The organism is Paramagnetospirillum magneticum AMB-1 (assembly GCF_000009985.1).
Taxonomy (GTDB): Bacteria; Pseudomonadota; Alphaproteobacteria; order Rhodospirillales; family Magnetospirillaceae; genus Phaeospirillum; species Phaeospirillum magneticum.
Genome location: NC_007626.1, coordinates 761235 through 779329, shown reverse-complemented (window position 1 = coordinate 779329; position 18095 = coordinate 761235). Strand labels below are relative to the sequence as shown.

Below are 18095 nucleotides of genomic sequence, written 5' to 3'. Positions count from 1 at the left end.
TTGCCGAAGCATCCGGGGCCATTCTCTTTCGGACGGAGAAGCATCATGCGGGCTTCCTGGTTCCTGTTCGCCCTTCTTCTGGGCGTCGCGCCGCTTTGCCCCGCTGGAGCGGAGGTGATCCCCGTCCCCATGGCCGATGGCGCGGATGATCCGACCCAGACCTTCCTGTGGGAATCCCCGCACCCCAAGGCGGTGCTGATCATGATTCCCGGCGGCGAAGGCCATATCGGCCTGCAGCCGGGCAAGACCGATCTGGGCGGCATCTACAGCCGGGTCTTCAAGCCCCTGTCCGAACCGGCGCAGAGTTCTGGCAACCTGCACGTGGTGATCTTCGGCAGCCCCTACGCCCTGCCCACCGATCCGGTCTTTCCCACCTCGCGCATTTCCAGCGACCACCAGCGCCGCATCGAAAGCGTCGTGCGGTTCTACCGCCAGCGCTTCGGCATGCCGGCCTGGCTGCAGGGCCACAGCAATGGCGCCATCAGCGTCGCCGAGTTCATCCGCACCCATCGTGATCTGGTGGCGGGCGCCATCCTCAGCTCGTCGCGGGTGGGGGTGAAGGTGGGCGCCGACGTGGGATTGCCCATCTTGTTCCTGCACCATCGCCGCGACGCCTGCTCGAAGGCCAATCCCGCCGCCGACGTCGATATCTACGAATCCCTGCGGGCCGCCGGCAAGACGGACGTGGACTTCGCCTGGGTGGATGGCGGCACGGCCGGGCGCGGCGACGTCTGCCACGCGGGCTACCACATGTTCCTGGGCAGCGAGGAAGACGCTTATCGCGCCGTGGACCGGTTCATCGCCGGTCGCTGACCGACGCCCCCTTGGCCGGAACGGGCATCGCCCGGACACCCCGGCGCATGGCGTTGATATCGGCCAGCGCGGGGTTGGCCGCCAGCACCGCCAGCACCGCCTCCATGGACACGATGGCTTCGGGCAGGCGCTCGAACAGCGCCGCCAGGAAGGCGTAATCCTCCGGGTAGTCGAGCGTCCACCGGCATTGGTGGGACAGGTCGCCTTCCTCGCGGGCGATATTGCCGCGCTTGAGGTGCGGCGCGCGGCGCAGCCAGGGGGTGACGTGTTCACGGTCGAAGGGCTCTGTCGCCTTGTCCTCGGCCTCGAACAGGGCGGTGGCCCGGAACACCTCGGCATCCAGCCCGTGGGGCCAGGAGGGCGGCAGGTTGTTACAGCAGTAATCCAGCCCCTCGGCCCTGAGCTTGGCCAGCAGCCGCCCGCACAAATCCGGGTCGATCAGCGGACAGTCGCTGGTCACCCGCATGACGATGTCGGCGCCCGCCGCCCGCGCCGCCAGGGCATAGCGCTTCAGCACGTCGTCGGAGGGGCCGCGCACCACCAGGGCGCCACAGCGTTGGGCCTCGGCCACCGCCGGCGCCTCGGCCTCGCCTTCGGGGATGGCGCAGACCACCCGGTCGATGCCGGGAATGGCCTTGCACCGGCGCAGGCACTGGGCCAGGGCGCTCATGCCGCCCAGGCCCTTCAGGATCTTGCCCGGCAGCCGGGTCGAGCCCATGCGGGCCTGGACGATGACCACGGCGGTCATGGAGTGTCATCCCGAGCCGCAGGAGAGGGATCTCCGCCTGCGACGATGATGCCGGTTTTAAAACGCCGTTCCAGGATGAGATCCCTCCTCCCGCTGGTCTTCGGGATGACAGCCTTACCCCGCGTCACAGCCCCAGCACCTCGCGCAGAGTCTCCACCACCCGGTCCACATCCGCCTCGGTCATGGCGGCGGACAGCGGCAGGGACAGGCAGCGGCGATAATATTCTTCCGCGCCCGGCAGGCTGATGTCGCCCAGCAGCCCCCGGTAATAGGGCAGCTTGTGCATGGGGATGTAATTGACCTGGGTGCCGATCCCCCTGGCGCGCAGGGCGTTCATCACCTGGGCGCGGGTGGTGCCGCAGGCCTGATAGTCGATCAGGGCGACCGACAGATGCCAGACCGCCTCGCCGCCCGACAGGGTGATGGGCTTTACCTTGGGAGCCAGCGGCGCCAGCCTGTCGCGGTAATGGCGCACCAGCCGGCGCCGCGCCTCGGCAAAGCGGGGCAGCTTGGCCAGCTGGCTGGTCCCCAGGGCGCACTGGATATCGCAGGCCCGGTAGTTGAAGCCCAGCGCCTGCATCTCGTAATACCAGGGATTGGGCGCGCCCGAATCGTCGAAGCCGCCCTCCTGGTCCACGAAGACAGCCGAATCCCGGGTGATGCCGTGGCCGCGCAGCAGGCGCAGGCGGGTGGCCAGGGCCTCGTCGTTGGTGGTGATCGCCCCGCCCTCACCCATGGCGATGGTCTTGGCGGGGTGGAAGGAAAAGACGTTCATCTCGCCATGGCGGCAATCGCCGATCACCGTGCCGTCGGCGGCGACGGTGCCCAGGGCGTGACAGCAATCCTCGATGATCTTCAGGCCATGGCGCCGCGCCACGGCGGCCAGCCCCGGCATGTCCGCCGACTGGCCGTTGAGATGGACCGGCAGCACGGCCTTGAAGCGCTTGCCCGGATGGGCGGCCATGGCGGCTTCCAGGTCCCCGACCCGCATCAGGCCGCTGTCGGGGTCCACGTCGGTCAGCACCACTTCGGCCCCCGCATAGCGAGCGCAATTGCCGGTGGCGGCGAAGGTCTGGGCGGGGACCAGCACGGCGTCGCCGGGACCGATCTCCAGCGCCAGCACCGCCAGATGCAGGGCGGCGGTGCCGTTGGCGCAGACCACGGCGTGCCGCGCTCCCACCACCTTGGCCAGGGCGTCCTCGAAAGCGGCAACCGCCGGGCCGGTGGTCAGGATGTCGCCGCGCATGACCGCCGCCACGGCGGCGATATCATCCTCGTCCACCACATGGCGGCAATAGGGAAGGAAAGCCTCCCCGCTCACAGTTCCAGCCCCGACAGCATGGCGTGGAGCCGGGGCCCGTCCATCCAGTCGGTATTGTTGTCCGAGCCATAGCGGAAATCGTCGGGCACCACCTTGGCGCCGGCGTCGATCAGGTGCTCGGTGGTCCAGAAGGCGAAGACCGGCTGGATGATGTAGCGGTCGGGCAGTTCCACCGTGTTGCGGGCGTAATCCTCGGTGATCATCACCTCGTGGATCTTCTCGCCCGGGCGAATGCCGATGATCTTGTGCGGCTTGCCCGGCGCCATGGCCTCGGCCAGATCGGTCATGCGCATGGAGGGAATCTTGGGGATGTAGGTCTCGCCGCCCTGCATCTTGTCCAGGCAGGACAGCACGAAGTCGACGCCCTGCTCCAGGGTGATCCAGAAGCGGGTCATGCGCGCATCGGTGATGGGCAGTTCGGCGGCACCGGACTGGATCAGCTTGTGGAAGAACGGCACCACCGACCCGCGCGACCCCACCACGTTGCCATAGCGCACCACGGCGAACTTGGTTCCCACCGAGCCCGACAGGTTGTTGGCGGCGACGAAGATCTTGTCCGAGGCCAGCTTGGTGGCGCCGTAGAGGTTGATGGGGCTCATGGCCTTGTCGGTGGACAGCGCGATGACGTGGCCGACCTTGTTGGCCAGGGCGGCCTGCACCACGTTCTCGGCACCCAGGATATTGGTGCGCACGAACTCGAACGGGTTGTACTCGGCCGCCGGAACCTGCTTCAGGGCCGCGGCGTGCACCACCACATCCACCTCGCGCATGGCCATGCGCAGGCGCTCGGCGTCGCGCACGTCGCCCAGGAAGTAGCGCAAGCAGCGATGCTGGGCCGGATCGAAGGTCTGGGCCATCTCGAACTGCTTCAGCTCATCGCGGGAAAAGATGATCAGGCGGTGGGGGTTGTAGCGCTCCAGCACCGTCTTCACGAACTTCTTGCCGAACGAACCGGTTCCGCCGGTGACCAGGATGGACTTTCCTTCGAGATCGAGGTCGATGTCGTAGTACTGGGATGCGGTCAAGGCATCGCTCCTTCGGCGGGAATGGCGTTTGGGCGGATCATGGCATGCGCCCACCGTCTCCACAAGAAGGGGCAAGCCGAAAGGTTTCGACCCCATCCTCGTCGCCTTCATGGATGAAACCGCAGCGCTCGAAGATGCGCAAGCTGGCCGGATTGCTTTGCTTGACCCAGGCGACCAGCGGCGGGCGCGCCCCTGCGGGAAAGGCCGCCGCGATGCTGCCGGCCAGCAGATCCGCCGCCAGGCCGCGCCCGCGCGCCGCCGGGTTGAGGTTGATGCTGACCTCCCACTCACCATCCTCCTCGCGATCGAAGCGCACCATGCCCAGCTTCTCGCCCGCCTGTTCGGCCATCAGCAGGATGAAGTCCGGGCTGGCCAGCACGCGGGCGATCCAGGCGAAATGATCGGCCTCGGCCACCGCCTTGCCGGTCAGGGAATTGGCGATGGTGTCCGGATCGTTGCGCCAGACCAGCAGATCGGAAGCGTCCTGAATCACTGCCCTGCGGAACTCCATTTGCCCTGTCCTCCGGCCCGCCTATACTGAAGGCGACGAGTCTACTCAGTTTCCCGGTCATGGTCACGCCCACCATCTGCTTTCGCGCCGACGCTTCCGCCGCCATGGGCATCGGCCACGTCATGCGCTGCCTCACCCTGGCCGATGAATTGACCCGGCGCGGAGCCGCCTGCCTGTTCGTGTCGGCGGCGGGAACGGCGGAGCTGGTGCCGTCGCTGCCCTATCCGGTGGTGACGCCCGACCGACTGCCCTTCGGCGCCGCCCTGGTGGTGATCGACCATTACGGCATCGACGCGGCGGAAGAAGCCCGCATCCGAAGCATGAGCCGGGCGGTAATGGTCATCGACGACCTGCCCACGAGGCGGCATCACTCGGACCTGCTGCTCGACCAGACCTTCGGGCGCAGCGCCGGGGAATACCGCGAACTGGTCCCCCACAATTCCCTGGTGCTGGCCGGGTCGGACTACGCCCTGCTGCGCCCCCAATTCGCCGCCGCCCGCCCGGCCGCCCTGGCGCGGCGCGATGGCTCCCTGCGCCGGCTGCTGGTCAGCCTGGGCGGCACCGACCCCGACAACGTCACCGGAGCGGTGCTCCGGGCCGTGGCGGGGTCCGGCCTTGCCATCGACGTGATCATGGGGGTCAGGGCGCCCCATCTCGACGCGGTCAAGGCCCAGGCGGCCGCCATGGCCCGGGTCACGGTTCACGTGGGCGTCCCGGACATGGCCGGGCTGATGGCCGGGGCCGATCTGGCCATCGGAGCGGGAGGCACCTCCACCTGGGAGCGCTGTTGCCTGGGCCTGCCCACCCTGATGCTGGTCATCGCCGACAATCAGCGCGACGTGGCCCGGCTGGTGGGCGCCAGCGGCGCCGCCCGCCTGATCGCGGTGGACGACCTGCCCGCTGCCCTCGCCCTCTCCGCCGCCGAGCTTGGCGCCATGTCGGCCGCCGCCGCCAAACTGTGCGACGGACGGGGCGCCGCCCGCACCGTCGACGCAATCCGACGCCTGCCGTCCCTGAAAGGCCTTGCCCCATGACCGAGATTTCCATCGCCGGACGCCCCATCGGGCCGGATCATCCGCCCTTCATCATCGCCGAGATGTCGGCCAACCATAACGGCGACCTGGGCCGCGCCCTGGCCCTGCTGGAGGCGGCGGCGGCGGCGGGCGCCGACGCGGTCAAGCTGCAGACGCTGAAGCCCGACGCCATTACCATCGATTGCGACCGGCCCGACTTCGTCATCGAGGGCGGCCCCTGGGGCGGGCGCAAGCTCTATGACCTCTACGCCGAGGCCCAGACCCCGTGGGACTGGCACGCCAAGCTGTTCGAGCGGGGCAGGGAACTGGGACTGATCGTCTTTTCCTCGCCCTTCGACAAGGCGGCGGTGGACTTCCTGGCGGGTCTCGACGCCCCGGCCTTCAAGATCGCCAGCTTCGAGATGGCCGATCCCGGGCTGGTGGCCCATGCGGCGGCCAAGGGCAAGCCGATCATCGTGTCGACCGGCATGGCCGGGCTGGGCGACATCGCCGCCACGGTGGAGACGGTGCGCCGGGCCGGCAACGACCAACTGGTGCTGCTCCACTGCATCAGCTCGTACCCGGCCCCCACCGAGGAGGCCAATCTGGCCACCATTCCCCACATGGCCCAGGCCTTCGGCGTGCCGGTCGGCCTGTCCGACCACACCCAGGGCACGGCGGTGGCGGTGACGGCGGTGGCGCTGGGCGCCTGCGTCGTCGAGAAGCACTTCACCCTGCGCCGCGCCGATGGCGGGCTCGATTCCCATTTCTCGCTGGAACCCGAGGAACTGGCCCAACTGGTCAAGGATTGCCGCACCGCCTGGGTGGCGCGCGGACGCATCTCCTATGCCCTGGCCGAGTGCGAGCAGGGCTCCAAGGCCTTCCGCCGCTCGCTCTATGTGGTCGAGGACCTGCACCCCGGCGAAATCATCACCGAGGACAAGGTGCGCTCCATCCGCCCCGGCTATGGGCTGGAGCCCAAGTTCCTGCCCGAGATCCTGGGGCGCAAGGCACGCAAGGCGGTGCCGCGCGGCACCGCCTTCGACTGGTCGATGATCGAGTAGGATGGAACCGATCCGTCATCCCGACGCCCTCGGGCGGAGGGATCTCGTCCTGGCACGGCCGTTCAGAACCGGCACCGCCGCTCCAGGCGGAGATCCTTCGCTTCGCTCAGGATGACAGCTTTGAAGATACGGGCTCAGTGGCCGCAGGAACAGCCGCCGCCGCCGCAATCCTCGTCGGCGGCCGGGGGCTGGTCGCCGACCCGGTAGATGGCGCCGGGATAGATGCGGGCGACGCGTCCGTCATGGCTGGCCTCGACGCAATTACGTCCCTCGGCATCGGTGATCATCTCCATGCCCAGGCTGCCCTGCTCGATGGCGGCGACCACGTCGGTGTCGGAGAGGTCGAAGGCCTTGGCGATCGAGCCGATCAGGGCGGCGATCTCTTCGAACATTTCGCGGTTTTCCATGAGCGGGCTCCTCTGGTCAGGTCGGAGCCCGCTCTATAGCACTGGGTTCGGGCGAAACGCCAGCATCAGGCGCTGGCCAGGGCCTCCTTGCGGGCTTCCACCACCTTGTCGGCGACGCGGCCGGTGATTTCCTGCAGGTGGTCGAACTTCCACGAGAAGGTGCCCACGCCCATGGTCAGCGACCGCAACTCGACGATCAGGTCGTCCATCTCGGCCTGGGGCAGATAGGCCGAGACATTGTCCCAGCCCTGCCAGCCGTCCTTGGCGTCATAGCCGAGAATCTGGCCGCGCCGCCCCGAGACGATGCGCTGGGCCTTGGCGGTGAAGTCGGAGGGCACCGAGATCTCCACCGCCAGAATGGGCTCCAGCAGCACCGGATCACATTGCGGCATGCCCTCGCTCATGGCGATGCGGGCCGCCGTCTTGAAGGCCATGTCCGAGCTGTCCACCGCGTGGTAGCTGCCCGAGGTCAGCGTCACCTGCAGGTCGACCACCGGGAAGCCGAAGGGGCCCTGGTGCAGGAACTCGGAAACGCCTTCCTCCACCGAGGGGATGTACTGGCGCGGCACCACGCCGCCGACGATCTTGTCGACGAAGTGGAAGCCCGAGCCCCGGGGCAGCGGCGCGATGTCGATATGGATGTCGCCGAACTGGCCGTGCCCGCCCGACTGCTTCTTGTGGCGGCCATGCACCGAGGTGCCCTTGCGGATGGTCTCCTTGTAGGGGACCGTCGGCTTCCTGGTCACCACCGCCATGTTGAAGCGGCTTTTCAGCCGGTCGATGGCCACCTGGAGGTGGATTTCGCCCTGGCCACGCAGGATCTGCTCGCCGAACTCGCCGTGATCCAGCGACAGAGAGGGGTCCTCCTCGGCCAGCTTGGCGATGGCGCCGGTCAGCTTGACGTCGTCGCCCTTCTTCTCGGCGGCCAGGGCGAAGGCGAACAGCGGCGCCAGGGGTTGCGGCCAGGCGGCCATGTCCTCTCCGGCCCCGCCGATCACCGCGCCGGTGGCCACGCTGTCCAGGCGGCCGAAGGCGCAGACCTCGCCCACGCCGGCCTTGGCCACCTTGGTGGGGGTGCCGCCGGTCATGACGTAAAGGCCGCCGATGCGGCCCGCCTCCAGGGACTGGTTGTCGGCGAACTCGCCCCGCCACACGCGAGAGAAGCTGAGCTTGCCCGTATGGGCGGCGTGCACCGTCTTGAACACGGTGGCCAGGGGGCCGCCCTCGGCCTTGATCCCTAAGCGGGCGGCGGTGGCCGCCGGGCCGGGGGCGTCGTGGCGCAGGGCCTTCAAAAGGCGATGGATGCCGCCGTCATTCTCGGCCGAGCCGAAGAACACCGGCACGATCAGGTCGCCGGTCAGGTCCTTGCCCAGGTCGGCATAGATCTCGTCGGCGGGCGGCTGCAGGTCTTCCAGCAGCTCTTCCATCAGGTGGTCGTCGAAATCGGCCAGATGCTCGAGCATTTCCTGGCGGGCCGCGCTTTCCTCGCCCTTCAGGGCCTCGGGAATCTTGATCACCGCCGAGGTCTGGCCGGGGCGGTACTTGTAGGCCCGCTCGCTGACCAGATCGATATAGCCGGTGACGGCGTCGCCCTCGCGGATGGGAATCTCGCGCATGATCAGCGGACGGTCGGACACCGCCTGAAGGGCTTCCAGCGTCTCCTTGAGACGGGTGCCGGCGGTGTCGATCTTGTTGACGAACAGCAGATGGGGAACCTTGTGCTCGTCCAGGAACTTCAGCACCGGGGCGACCATCACGGCGCGGGCGGGATCGGGCTCGCAGACCACCACCGCCACGTCCACCGCCATCAGGGCGTTATAGGAATCTTGCTGGAACTCCACCGAGCCGGGGCAATCGATGAAGGTCCACTTCTCGCCCAGATATTCGGCGCTGGCCATATTGGGCTCGACGCTCATCAGGCGGGCGCGGGCTTCGGGGCTGGAATCCCCCGTGGTGGTGCCGTCCTTGATACGGCCCTGGCGGCCGATGGCGCCGCAGGCCAGCAGCATGGCTTCGAGCAGGCTGGTCTTGCCGCTGGCGAACGGCCCGACCAGGGCACAGGCGCGCGGCAGGGAAGGAGACTTGGACGTCATGGACCCTCCGGAATCTCTTGGCTTGAACAGGCGCCGGAACCCCCTGCGCCCCGCTCCGCCATGGTTTCAGTCAAAGCCGCCCCTGGCAACAGGAAATGGAACGCGTCCACCACAAGCCTGCGCTGCTTGCATCTTGGTTGATCTGGCGATGCCGTGGTTTACTGGGGCAATTGTCCCGGGGAGGGGAAAGCATGACCGACCATATCCATGTCAAGATCAGCGGCGCCGTCGCCACCGTGACGCTGCGCCGTCCCGAGTTGCACAACGCCCTGGACGAGCAGATGGTGGGCAACCTCGCCCAGACCTTCCAGAAGCTGTCCGTGGCCGAGGCGGTGCGCGTGGTGGTGATCGAGGGCCAGGGCCCCAGCTTCTGCGCCGGCGGCGACATCGGCTGGACGCGGGCCATGCTGGACCAGGACGCGGAAGAGGTCAGCCGCAGCGCCATGCAGATGGCGGTGATGCTGGACGCCATCGACCGCTGCGCCAAGCCGGTGATCGCCAGGGTCCAGGGCGCCGCCCTGGGGATGGGCGCCGGCATCGTCTCGGTGGCCGACATGGTGGTGGCCGCCGACGATTCCAGCTTCTCCCTGCCCGAGGTGCGGGCCGGCTTCCCACCTACCCTGATCATGCCCTATCTGGCCGCCGCCATGGGCACCCGGGCCATGCGCCGCTACGTGCTGTCGGGCGAGCGCTTCGACGCCCGCGAGGCGCTGCGCCTGGGCCTGATCCATGCGGTGGTGGCCGGCGACAAACTGGACTCCGCCCGCGACCTGATGGTCGAGTCCTGCCTCAAGGGCGCCCCCAAGGCTCAAGGAGCCGCCAAGGACATGCTGCGGGTGGTCGACGACAGCCCCGCCGGACCCGACCTCATGCGCTACACCGTGGCGCAGTTCGTCGACGCCCGGGCCGGTGCCGAATGCCGCGAGGGCGTGCTGGCCCTGACCGAAAAGAGAAAGCCGAACTGGAGCGTCTAGGGAAACCGGTCATTCCGACGACCATCGGAAGGAGGAATCTCCGTCTGCTCCGCCGTTTCCTAACCGGACATGCCGGGCCAGGACGAGATCCCTCGCCTTCGCTCGGGATGACAATTCAATTCTGGAGCTAAAGCATGATTGCCGATTGCCTTGCCGGGCTGAAGGTCCTCGACCTGTCCATGTACATTCCCGGCCCGCTGGCCACCCTGTGGCTGTCCGACCTGGGCGCCGAGGTGGTCAAGGTGGAAAGCCCGGCCGGCGATCCCATGCGCACCATGGGGCCGGTGGACGCGGACGGCACCACCGCCTTCTACAAGCTGGCCAACGCCAACAAGACCATCGTGGCGCTGGACCTGAAATCCGCCGACGGCAAGGCCCGCTTCGCCGAGATGGTGGCCGGGGCCGACGTGCTGCTGGAAGGCTTTCGCCCCGGGGTGATGGAGCGCCTGGGCTTCGGCATCACGCGCCTGCACGAGATCAATCCCCGGCTGGTCCACTGCGCCCTGTCGGGCTATGGCGGCACCGGCCCCTTCGCCACCCGTGCGGGCCACGACGTCACCTATCTGGCAGTGACCGGCCTGCTGGCGGCGTCCGGCCCGGCCGAGCGGCCCGTCATGACCTTTCCGCCCCTGGCCGACCATGCGGGCGCCATGCTGGCGGTCAACGCCATCCTGGCGGCGCTCTTAAAGCGCTCCACCTCGGGCAAGGGCACCACCATCGACATCTCTCTGGCCGAAGCGGCGTTGTCGTGGATGGGCGGCGTGCTGACGATGGCGCAGCGCTGGGGCGACCCGAAGCGCGAGCACGACCTGATCAACGGCGGCGCCGCCTTCTACCGCATCTACCAGACCAAGGACGGCCGCTTCGCCGCCATCGCCGCGCTGGAGGAGAAGTTCTGGCAGTCGTTCTGCACGGCCATCGGCAAGCCCGACTGGATCGCCCGCCAGGCCGAGCCCCTGCCCCAGCATGATCTGCTCGCCGACATGACGGCGCTGTTCGCCAGTCGCACCCTGGCCGAGTGGACGGAAGTGCTGGAGCCCGCCGACTGCACCTTCGAACCGGTGCTGGAGCCCCACGAGGTCGCCACCCATCCCCACCACGTGGAGCGCGGCTTCACCCATGTCAGCGACCAGGGTCTGGTCGAGGTGCTGCTGCCCGTGCTGATGGAGGGCGAACGCCCCCGCCGCCGCCGCCGCCTGACCGAGAAGGCGGCCGAGGCGGTCATCGCCGGATGGTCTTGAGCCACTCCCGCAGATCCGTCGCCATTTTGGCCAGGGGCGTGTCCCAGTCGCCGGCGGCGGGCTGGCGGTAGAGGCGGAGCGTCGGATACCACGGGCTGTCGTCGCGGCCCTGAAGCCAGCGCCAGCAGCCGTCGAAGCGCGACAGCAACCAGACCGGCTTACCCAGGGCGGCGGCCAGATGGGCGGTCGAGGTGTCGACGCTGATCACCAGATCGAGACCGCTGATCAGCGCGGCGGTGTCGGCGAAGTCGGTGATGCCCGCGGTCAGGTCGGCGACGCGCGGCTCATCCCGGGCCTGAAGTCCCTGCTTGCCCACCTGCAGGCTGACGAAGCTGGCCTCTTCCACCGCGAGGATGGGCTCCAGCTGCTTCAAGGCCAGCGAGCGGCGGCGGTCGATCAGCGTGCATTCGATGTCGTGCTCGCGGGAATCCCCCGCCCAGACCAACCCGATGCGGGGGCCGGGCGGAAGGCTGGCGTTCAGCCGCCGGGTCCAGGGCTCCAGACGCTCGGGCGGCGGAGCCAGGTAGGGAACGGCGGCGGGAATACTCTCCAGGGTGATGCCGAAGGCCATGGGCAGGCTCATCAACGGCGATTGCAGGTCCACCGGCCCGGTGTCGTCGCCCACCGCCACCACCTGGGCAATCCCCGGCATGCCACGCAGCAGGGAAACCAGGGCAGGCTGCACCTCCAGGATCACCCGGGCGCCACGGGCCGTCGCCAGGGGCGCGAAGCGCACGAATTGCAGCGTGTCGCCGAACCCCTGCTCGGACCACAGCAACAGGGTCTTGCCCGCCAGATCCTCGTCGCCCAGCCATTGCGGCGTGGCGAAATGGCGATTGGGCTCGGCCCGCTTGCGGTTGCCCCAGCGGGCCTCGTAAAGCGGCCAGCCCTCGGCGAAGTCACCCAGCATCAGCCGGACGATGGCGCGGTGAAAGCGGATGTCGTCATTGGTGGAATCGGCCGCTCCGGCCGCGTCGAACTGCTCGCGGGCCTCCTCCATGCGCCCCTGGGCGTAGAGGGCCTGGCCGAGATTGGACAGCGGAATGCCGATTCCCGGCTGCAGGGCCACCACCTTGCGGCACAGGATTTCTGCCTCGGCCACCCGGCCCAGGCTGCCCAGCAGGGCGGCCCGGTTGGACATGACCACGGGATCGTCGGGGCTGAGCCGCTCGGCCGTCTCGTAGCACTCGGCGGCACGGTCCAACTCGCCCAGTTCCCGCAGGGCATTGCCCAGATTGTTCCACACCTCGGAGTGGTCGTGCTCGCGGGCCAGCAGCGCCTGATACAGCGCCACCGCCTCGGGCAGACGGCTCATCTCGTTCAGAGCGTTGGCGGCATCGAACAGATGGGCCACTCCGGCGCCTTCGATGCCCGCCAGCCGCAGATAGGTCTCGGCCGAAAGATCCCGGCGCCCCATGGCCCGCAACTGGCGGGCAAGCATCAGGACGGCGGGCGGGTAATTGGGCGCCAGCTCGGCGGCGCGGGCGGCATGCTCCAGCGCCTCTTCCATCCGGCCCCTGGCCCGGATCACGTCGGCGGCCGCCACCAGGATGGGAGGGGAATCGGGCGCCAGCCGCAGGGCGCGGCAGACGGCGACATCAGCCTCGATGCGATGACCGGACGCCAGCAGGGCGCGCCCCAGATCGGCCTGCAGGCTGGCCTCGCCCGGCCGTTCCGCCACGGCGCGGCGCAGCTTTTCCACCGCTTCGGCCGGGCGGCCCAGGCGGCTCAGTACTCCGGCCATGTTGGCCAGGGCCTCGACGAAATTGGGCCGCAGGGCCAGGGCGCTCTGATGGAACTCCAGGGACTCTTCCAGCCGGCCGGTCTGGGCCAGGGTATTGCCCAGGCCGAACAGCGCCTCGGGGATGTCGGTATTCAGGGTCAGGGCGCGGCGATAGGCGGCCTCGGCCTCGGGCAGGCGCCGCGAGCTGAACAGCGCGTTGCCCAGATTGACGTGGTAATCGGGCACCCGGTCGTTGGCGCGGATCGCCTCGCCGATCAGGTGAATGGCCAGATCGAACTGGCCCATCTGGGAGCAGGCCACGCCAAGCAGATGGTTGGCCCCCTCGTCGTAGGGATTGGCCACCAGAATCCGCTGGTAGATCTCCACGGCCTCCAGCAGCCTGCCCGCCTGATGCAGTTCGACAGCCTTGGCGAAATCCTCGGCCAATATGGTTTCCCCACAATTGTTCTGGGCAAACGATGGCATGGAGAGGACCGGCGAGGCAAGGTGCCAGGAGCCTGCATCTATTGCCACAAGCACTCCATGCATATGCACGGCATGAGATATTGATCCCCACCAATCGGCTGCTATGATGCCGCCCTGCCAAATGGGTAGAAGACGACTATGCCGAACGGCGCTACCAAGAGACCCGTCTTACGGGCCAGCACCAGTGCCTTGGTGATGGGTGTTCTGGCCGTACTGTTCGTCCTTGCAACCTTCAGCGCCATGGCGTGGCAAAGGCGGGCCGACCTTCTGCATGACCGTCAGGTCAACAATGAGCGGCTGGCCGATACCCTGGCCGAGCATACGGGCGGCATGTTCCGACAATCGGCCATGGTCCTTTCCCTGGTGAGCGAGCGCCTCGACCATCAGCGCGGCCTTTCCGCCCATGACCCGGTCTTTGGCGGATTCCTGGCCAACGTGCTGCGGCACGCCTCCACGGTGACGGCCATCCGGGTCATCACGCCCGGAGGGCATTACCTGCATTCCTATCCCGAAATACCGCCCGAGGGCACCTCGGTCGCCGATCGTGACTACGTCCAGGCCCACCTGGCGGGCGAAAGCAGCCTCGTCATCGGCAAGCCTATCATCAGTCGGGTCAACGGCAAGCGGGTCCTGCCAGTCAGCCAGGCCCACCGAAGCCCCGACGGCAGGCTGGTGGCGGTCATCGCCCTGATGATCCAACTGGACCACATGAACGAGCTGTTCGATTCCATCCGGCAAAGACCCAACGGCACCGTCGCCCTGTTCAACGCCGACGGCACTCTGCTGAGCCGGGGGCCTTTCGACGAAGGGCTGATGGGCAAGGACTTCTCCCAGGGCCCGCTGTTCAAGGAGCATCTGCCCCAGGCCCCGACCGGCAGCTACACCAGCGTAGTGGCCACCGACGGCAAATTGCGCCAGGCCAGCTACCGGCGCCTGGGCGACGTTCCGGTGGTGGTCTCGGTCTCCACCCTGCATGACGACACCATGATGCAATGGGAGGGCTATGCCACCACCTTGCTGACCATCGCCATTCCCCTGGTTCTGGCGGCGGCGGCCATCACCTGGGCCATGCATCGCCAATTGGTGGCCCGCGAGCGCTTCGAGCGCCTGCTGGCCCGGCGCAGCGCCGACCTGGAACTGGCCAACGAGGAACTGCGCCACATCGCCGAGATCTCGGCCCATCACCTGCAGGAGCCGCTCCGCACCGTGCTGTCCTACGCCCAATTGCTGGTGCGCAAGACCGCCCCCGACGGCAATTCCGAGGTGGACGATTATCTGGGCTTCATCCGCTCGGGCATCGAGCGCATGCGGGCTCAGTTGAACGCCCTGCAGCGCTATCTCGGCGTGGCGCAGTGCCGCCCCCACGAGCCCGTGTCCCTGCCGCGGGTCCTGGCCGAGACCATAGACCTGCTGGAACCGCGCCTCGCCGCCGCCGAGGCCGAGATCCGGGCCCGCGATCTGCCCGAGATCATGGGAGACCGCCAGCATCTGTCGGGACTGTTCCACCACCTGATCTCGGCCATCCTGGAGCGCCGGCGCCCCGACACCTATCAGAAGATTGGCCTGAGCGCCGAACGCGACGGCGAGATGTGGCATCTGCTGATCCGCGCCGACAACACCGACATCGATTTCGGCGAGGGCGAGACCTCGTTCCCGCTGCTGGCCCCCGGCAGCAGCCCGACGCGGGGTGGCAACCCGACGCTCAGCCTGGCCATCTGCCGCAAGATCGTCCAGTTGCACGGCGGCAGCATGTGGGCCGAAACCACCGGTGACGGCGAAACCCGCCTGCATGTCCTGTTGCCCGCCGAGTAGCTTTTTTCCACCATGCCCCTCAATCGCCGGGCGGGCGCGAGCGCCCTTGGCTCCCGCCGCATAAGCGGCGCGGCCCCTTGGGCCTAGCTGGATCCGTCCGAGTCGCGTTCATCGAGAGGTAGCGTTCGCCGCCATCTCCACCAGTCGGGCGGGCGAGACATCTCCCGTGGCCGAGGGCTGAAGCAGGCGGGCGGCGGCAGAGCGCTCGGCCGGGGTAAAGGTGCCCAGAGCCGTCAGGGCCTCGGCCCGCGACTTCATGGCGCCATCGAAGCCGGACGCCGATACCGCATGCCAGCGCGCCGCCTCGGCCCGTGCCGCCGCGCCGCCCTCGGCCTCGCGGATCAGCGCCAGCAATTGGGCCGACGGCCCATGGCGACGCCGGGCCGCCACCTCGGCCATGGCCCCGGCCTTGCCCAGCAGATTGGGCATCTTGGCCATCTCCATGGCGGAACGCTGGGCGGTGCGGCAAAGCTGGGTCAGGGCCTCGGTGCGGAAGTCGCTGGCCGGCAGGGCCTCGGCCCCCGCCAGCAGGCGGTCCATCCAGCCCAGGGAGTCCGGGTTGACCGGGCTGAAATCCTTCTGGGCGAAGGGCATGTTGGACAGGCGGTCGCGCCGGGTGGCCGGATCGGTCACCTTGGACAGGGAGACGAAGGCCGCTGCGGGATCGTCCGAGCGGATGCGGGCGCCATACAGCACCAGACTGGCGGCGTCGCGCCGCGACGGCAGGGTCAGGGCGTCCACGTCGGGCTCCAGCGCGTCGGCCAGGGTCAGCGCCGCCTTGCGCGCCTGCCCCATGGCCAGGGATTCCAGCGCCACCAGGCCGGACTCCAGCCGCACCTCGGCATCGGGCAGGGCCTTGACCGCCGCCATGGCCTCGTCGCCGGTCGCCTCGGCCTCGGGCAGGCGGTGCACGCTCATCAGCCCGGCGGCATGGGCCAGCAGGCGGGCACGCAACACCGGGTCGGGCACCCGCGCCAGGGTCAGGGCGGCGGCGGGATTGCGGCGCTTGACCTCGGCATCGATGCGGTAGCGGGCGATGGATTCGGTCATCTCGCGCACCAGGGCGGGATCGTCCACCGATTGCGGCTGGGCGGTCACCGCCGCGATGGCGCGCAGCCCCTCGCCGTCATCGGCGGCTTCGGCGCCGTTCAGCCCCGACTTGAGAAAGACTTCGGCCACACGGGCGGATTTCAGCCGGTCCAAAGGCCAGAAATCCGCCGGGCCGCAAGGCAGCCGGAACGCCAGGGCGTCACCCGCCGCCAGGGCGCCGGCAAAGACCTTGCGCACGGTGCCGGAGACACGGCAGACCGGGCCGGAAAGCTCGACGCCCCCCACCTCCACCTGCACATGACTGTCGGCGGTCAGACGGCGCGCCACGTAATTGCGCGTCTCCATCCCCGCCCCGGCCGCCAGGGCCGACGTGGACGACAACAACAGCAGGACCAGCGGAACCGCGCGCTTCATGACATCTCCCCAGGCAATCACGGCGGGCAGCCTAGCCCAGGCGGGCCGCAAGCGGCTTGACTTGGGTCATGTGCCTCAATCGAGGGCGCGCAGCCAGTCCGCAGAGGGCGCGAAGAACGCGGCGCCCGTCACCGGCCGCGTGAAGTCCAGCAGCCGGTCGTGGTGGCCGTCCCCCGCCGACAGCACCATGCGTTCCAGCATCTTGCGGAAGGGAGCGGGACTGGCGCAGTAGGCGACGAAGTACAGGCCGTTCTCCGAGGTGGTGCCATAGGGCATGGAATGGCGCAGCACCTCCAGCTCCTCGCCATCCTCCTCGATCACCACGCGGGCGATGTGGGCGAAGGGCGGCTTGACCTCCATTTCCTCGTCGGAATCCTTGGTGCGACCCACCGCCGCCTCCTGGTCAGGCAGCGACAGAGCCTCCCAACGGGGCAGATCGTGGACGTAGCGCTGCAGCGAGACGAAGCTGCCGCCGGCGAAGGGATCGTCCTTGACCAGGGCCACCTCGGTGCGATCGTCGCCTTCCGGGTTCTCGGTGCCGTCCACGAAGCCGGTCAGGTCGCGCTTGCCCAGATGGCGAAAGCCCATGACTTCCTCCACCACCCGCACATGATTTCCCAGGGCGCCCGCCACCCGGCGCGCCAGCATCAGATTGGCGTCGTGGCGGGGCGAGTGGATGTGGAGGAACAGGTCGGCCGGCGTGGCGGGGGCCTTGCGGGCGCCATCGGCCAGGGGGGCGAAGGGCACCAGCCCGTCCGGGCATTCCCGACCGGTCAGTCGAGGCCAGCAGGCGGCGCCGATGGCCACCGAACTGGTCAGGGCCGGCTCGCCCGACTGGACGGCCACGGACTCGGTCATGTCGGGCAGCGCCGCCAGGACGCGCCGCACGGCGGCGGTGTCGCCATCGGCCAGCACCAGGGTGAGGAACAGACCGAAATCACCGCCTTCCGCGCAGATGGCCGATTGGGGCTGGGTCATGGTTGAGCCTCTCTGATCTCTACATGGCCGATCCAGTTGCGGCGCCGGCGGGCGGTGCGTTCGGATTCGGTCTCGGCATCGAAATTCATCACCGGCACGTCGGCGGCCGCAGGCACGGGCGGGTCCATGACGGCGAGATTGACTCCGCCGCGCAAAGTGCCGTCAATTTCGGCGGTGACCGCCACCAGCACGCCGCAACGGGCGCAGAGCAGGAAATCGGCGGTGCGCTGGCCGAAGCGATAGCGACTGAGCGCCCCCCCTACCGCCTCGATCCGTAGCCGACCGGCAGGGTCCGAGGTGTAGAGGCTGCCGTGGCGGCGGCAGAAGCCGCAGCCGCAGCGACGCCCGGCCAAGGGACCGTCCGAGGCGTAAGAGACATGGACGGCGCCGCAGTGACAGGAGCCGTGGACCTCGCCCATGGC

At 68.6% G+C, this 18095-nt stretch carries 16 protein-coding genes; 6 read left to right on the top strand and 10 right to left on the bottom strand.

All coding sequences use genetic code 11. The features are described from left to right. Positions 1-45 precede the first annotated feature (45 nt). Positions 46-813, top strand: coding sequence for a hypothetical protein (locus AMB_RS03690; protein WP_043743348.1), 768 nt, complete (start codon positions 46-48; stop codon positions 811-813). Here the strand turns inward: AMB_RS03690 and AMB_RS03685 are convergent. The 4 genes from AMB_RS03685 to AMB_RS03670 form a co-directional block, all read right to left on the bottom strand. Then, a complete protein-coding gene (locus AMB_RS03685) occupies positions 797-1561 on the bottom strand; it encodes a cytidylyltransferase domain-containing protein (protein WP_011383161.1) in 765 nt (254 codons plus the stop codon). The two genes, AMB_RS03690 and AMB_RS03685, sit on opposite strands and share 17 nt — an antisense overlap. Positions 1562-1685: 124 nt before the next feature. Next, positions 1686-2882 (bottom strand): UDP-4-amino-4,6-dideoxy-N-acetyl-beta-L-altrosamine transaminase, encoded by a 1197-nt coding sequence (gene pseC, locus AMB_RS03680; RefSeq protein ID WP_011383160.1) that lies wholly within the window; start codon positions 2880-2882, stop codon positions 1686-1688. Then, positions 2879-3907 (bottom strand): UDP-N-acetylglucosamine 4,6-dehydratase (inverting), encoded by a 1029-nt coding sequence (gene pseB, locus AMB_RS03675; protein ID WP_043743346.1) that lies wholly within the window; start codon positions 3905-3907, stop codon positions 2879-2881. Before pseB ends, pseC begins: the two co-directional genes overlap by 4 nt. A 37-nt stretch (positions 3908-3944) precedes the next feature. After that, a complete protein-coding gene (locus tag AMB_RS03670; RefSeq protein ID WP_011383158.1) occupies positions 3945-4418 on the bottom strand; it encodes a GNAT family N-acetyltransferase in 474 nt (157 codons plus the stop codon). A 59-nt stretch (positions 4419-4477) separates the two neighbouring features. Here AMB_RS03670 and pseG point away from each other — a divergent pair, with 59 nt between their 5' ends. Further along, positions 4478-5452, top strand: coding sequence for a UDP-2,4-diacetamido-2,4,6-trideoxy-beta-L-altropyranose hydrolase (gene pseG, locus AMB_RS03665; RefSeq protein WP_043743344.1), 975 nt, complete (start codon positions 4478-4480; stop codon positions 5450-5452). Continuing rightward, on the top strand, positions 5449-6495 hold the full coding sequence (gene pseI, locus AMB_RS03660; protein ID WP_011383156.1) for a pseudaminic acid synthase: 1047 nt from the start codon (positions 5449-5451) through the stop codon (positions 6493-6495). Before pseG ends, pseI begins: the two co-directional genes overlap by 4 nt. Before the next feature lie 134 nt (positions 6496-6629). On the opposite strand, the gene AMB_RS03655 is transcribed toward pseI, so the two are convergent. Together AMB_RS03655 and AMB_RS03650 are read right to left on the bottom strand one after the other, a co-directional pair. After that, a complete protein-coding gene (locus tag AMB_RS03655; RefSeq protein WP_011383155.1) occupies positions 6630-6902 on the bottom strand; it encodes a hypothetical protein in 273 nt (90 codons plus the stop codon). 65 nt (positions 6903-6967) lie between these two features. Continuing rightward, positions 6968-8995, bottom strand: coding sequence for an elongation factor G (locus tag AMB_RS03650; protein WP_011383154.1), 2028 nt, complete (start codon positions 8993-8995; stop codon positions 6968-6970). 191 nt (positions 8996-9186) lie between these two features. On the opposite strand from AMB_RS03650, the gene AMB_RS03645 reads away from it, so the two are divergent. Together AMB_RS03645 and AMB_RS03640 are read left to right on the top strand one after the other, a co-directional pair. Continuing rightward, positions 9187-9969 (top strand): enoyl-CoA hydratase-related protein, encoded by a 783-nt coding sequence (locus AMB_RS03645; RefSeq protein ID WP_043743342.1) that lies wholly within the window; start codon positions 9187-9189, stop codon positions 9967-9969. Between the two features lie 134 nt (positions 9970-10103). After that, the gene (locus AMB_RS03640) at positions 10104-11210 is read left to right on the top strand and encodes a CaiB/BaiF CoA transferase family protein (RefSeq protein WP_011383152.1); all 1107 of its coding nucleotides are present in this window, start codon (positions 10104-10106) and stop codon (positions 11208-11210) included. Here AMB_RS03640 and AMB_RS03635 read toward each other — a convergent pair. Beyond that, complete coding sequence (locus tag AMB_RS03635) at positions 11191-13380, bottom strand: tetratricopeptide repeat protein (protein ID WP_148207283.1); 2190 nt, start codon at positions 13378-13380, stop codon at positions 11191-11193. The two genes, AMB_RS03640 and AMB_RS03635, sit on opposite strands and share 20 nt — an antisense overlap. 234 nt (positions 13381-13614) lie before the next feature. Between AMB_RS03635 and AMB_RS03630 the strand changes: the two genes are divergently transcribed. After that, positions 13615-15231, top strand: coding sequence for a sensor histidine kinase (locus AMB_RS03630; protein ID WP_043743339.1), 1617 nt, complete (start codon positions 13615-13617; stop codon positions 15229-15231). Between the two features lie 108 nt (positions 15232-15339). Here AMB_RS03630 and AMB_RS03625 read toward each other — a convergent pair whose 3' ends face one another. From AMB_RS03625 to AMB_RS03615, 3 genes are all read right to left on the bottom strand, one after another. Further along, positions 15340-16695 carry a hypothetical protein gene (locus tag AMB_RS03625; RefSeq protein ID WP_043743338.1) on the bottom strand — a complete coding sequence of 452 codons (1356 nt, stop codon included), beginning with the start codon at positions 16693-16695 and terminating at the stop codon, positions 15340-15342. Between the two features lie 75 nt (positions 16696-16770). Beyond that, entirely contained in the window at positions 16771-17673 is a 903-nt protein-coding gene (locus AMB_RS03620) for a Dyp-type peroxidase (protein ID WP_011383148.1), read from the bottom strand. Continuing rightward, positions 17670-18092 (bottom strand): GFA family protein, encoded by a 423-nt coding sequence (locus AMB_RS03615; RefSeq protein ID WP_011383147.1) that lies wholly within the window; start codon positions 18090-18092, stop codon positions 17670-17672. The genes AMB_RS03620 and AMB_RS03615 overlap by 4 nt, the downstream gene beginning before the upstream one ends. Positions 18093-18095 lie beyond the last annotated feature (3 nt).

What these genes read in the sequence shown, in the direction of transcription:
- AMB_RS03655 (WP_011383155.1), bottom strand. Translation starts at nt 6,902, where the DNA reads ATGGAAAACCGCGAAATGTTCGAAGAGATCGCCGCCCTGATCGGCTCG.
- AMB_RS03650 (WP_011383154.1), bottom strand. Translation starts at nt 8,995, where the DNA reads ATGACGTCCAAGTCTCCTTCCCTGCCGCGCGCCTGTGCCCTGGTCGGG.
- AMB_RS03670 (WP_011383158.1), bottom strand. Translation starts at nt 4,418, where the DNA reads ATGGAGTTCCGCAGGGCAGTGATTCAGGACGCTTCCGATCTGCTGGTC.
- AMB_RS03620 (WP_011383148.1), bottom strand. Translation starts at nt 17,673, where the DNA reads ATGACCCAGCCCCAATCGGCCATCTGCGCGGAAGGCGGTGATTTCGGT.
- AMB_RS03625 (WP_043743338.1), bottom strand. Translation starts at nt 16,695, where the DNA reads ATGAAGCGCGCGGTTCCGCTGGTCCTGCTGTTGTTGTCGTCCACGTCG.
- pseG (WP_043743344.1), top strand. Translation starts at nt 4,478, where the DNA reads ATGGTCACGCCCACCATCTGCTTTCGCGCCGACGCTTCCGCCGCCATG.
- AMB_RS03615 (WP_011383147.1), bottom strand. Translation starts at nt 18,092, where the DNA reads ATGGGCGAGGTCCACGGCTCCTGTCACTGCGGCGCCGTCCATGTCTCT.
- AMB_RS03640 (WP_011383152.1), top strand. Translation starts at nt 10,104, where the DNA reads ATGATTGCCGATTGCCTTGCCGGGCTGAAGGTCCTCGACCTGTCCATG.
- AMB_RS03690 (WP_043743348.1), top strand. Translation starts at nt 46, where the DNA reads ATGCGGGCTTCCTGGTTCCTGTTCGCCCTTCTTCTGGGCGTCGCGCCG.
- AMB_RS03645 (WP_043743342.1), top strand. Translation starts at nt 9,187, where the DNA reads ATGACCGACCATATCCATGTCAAGATCAGCGGCGCCGTCGCCACCGTG.
- AMB_RS03685 (WP_011383161.1), bottom strand. Translation starts at nt 1,561, where the DNA reads ATGACCGCCGTGGTCATCGTCCAGGCCCGCATGGGCTCGACCCGGCTG.
- AMB_RS03630 (WP_043743339.1), top strand. Translation starts at nt 13,615, where the DNA reads ATGGGTGTTCTGGCCGTACTGTTCGTCCTTGCAACCTTCAGCGCCATG.
- pseI (WP_011383156.1), top strand. Translation starts at nt 5,449, where the DNA reads ATGACCGAGATTTCCATCGCCGGACGCCCCATCGGGCCGGATCATCCG.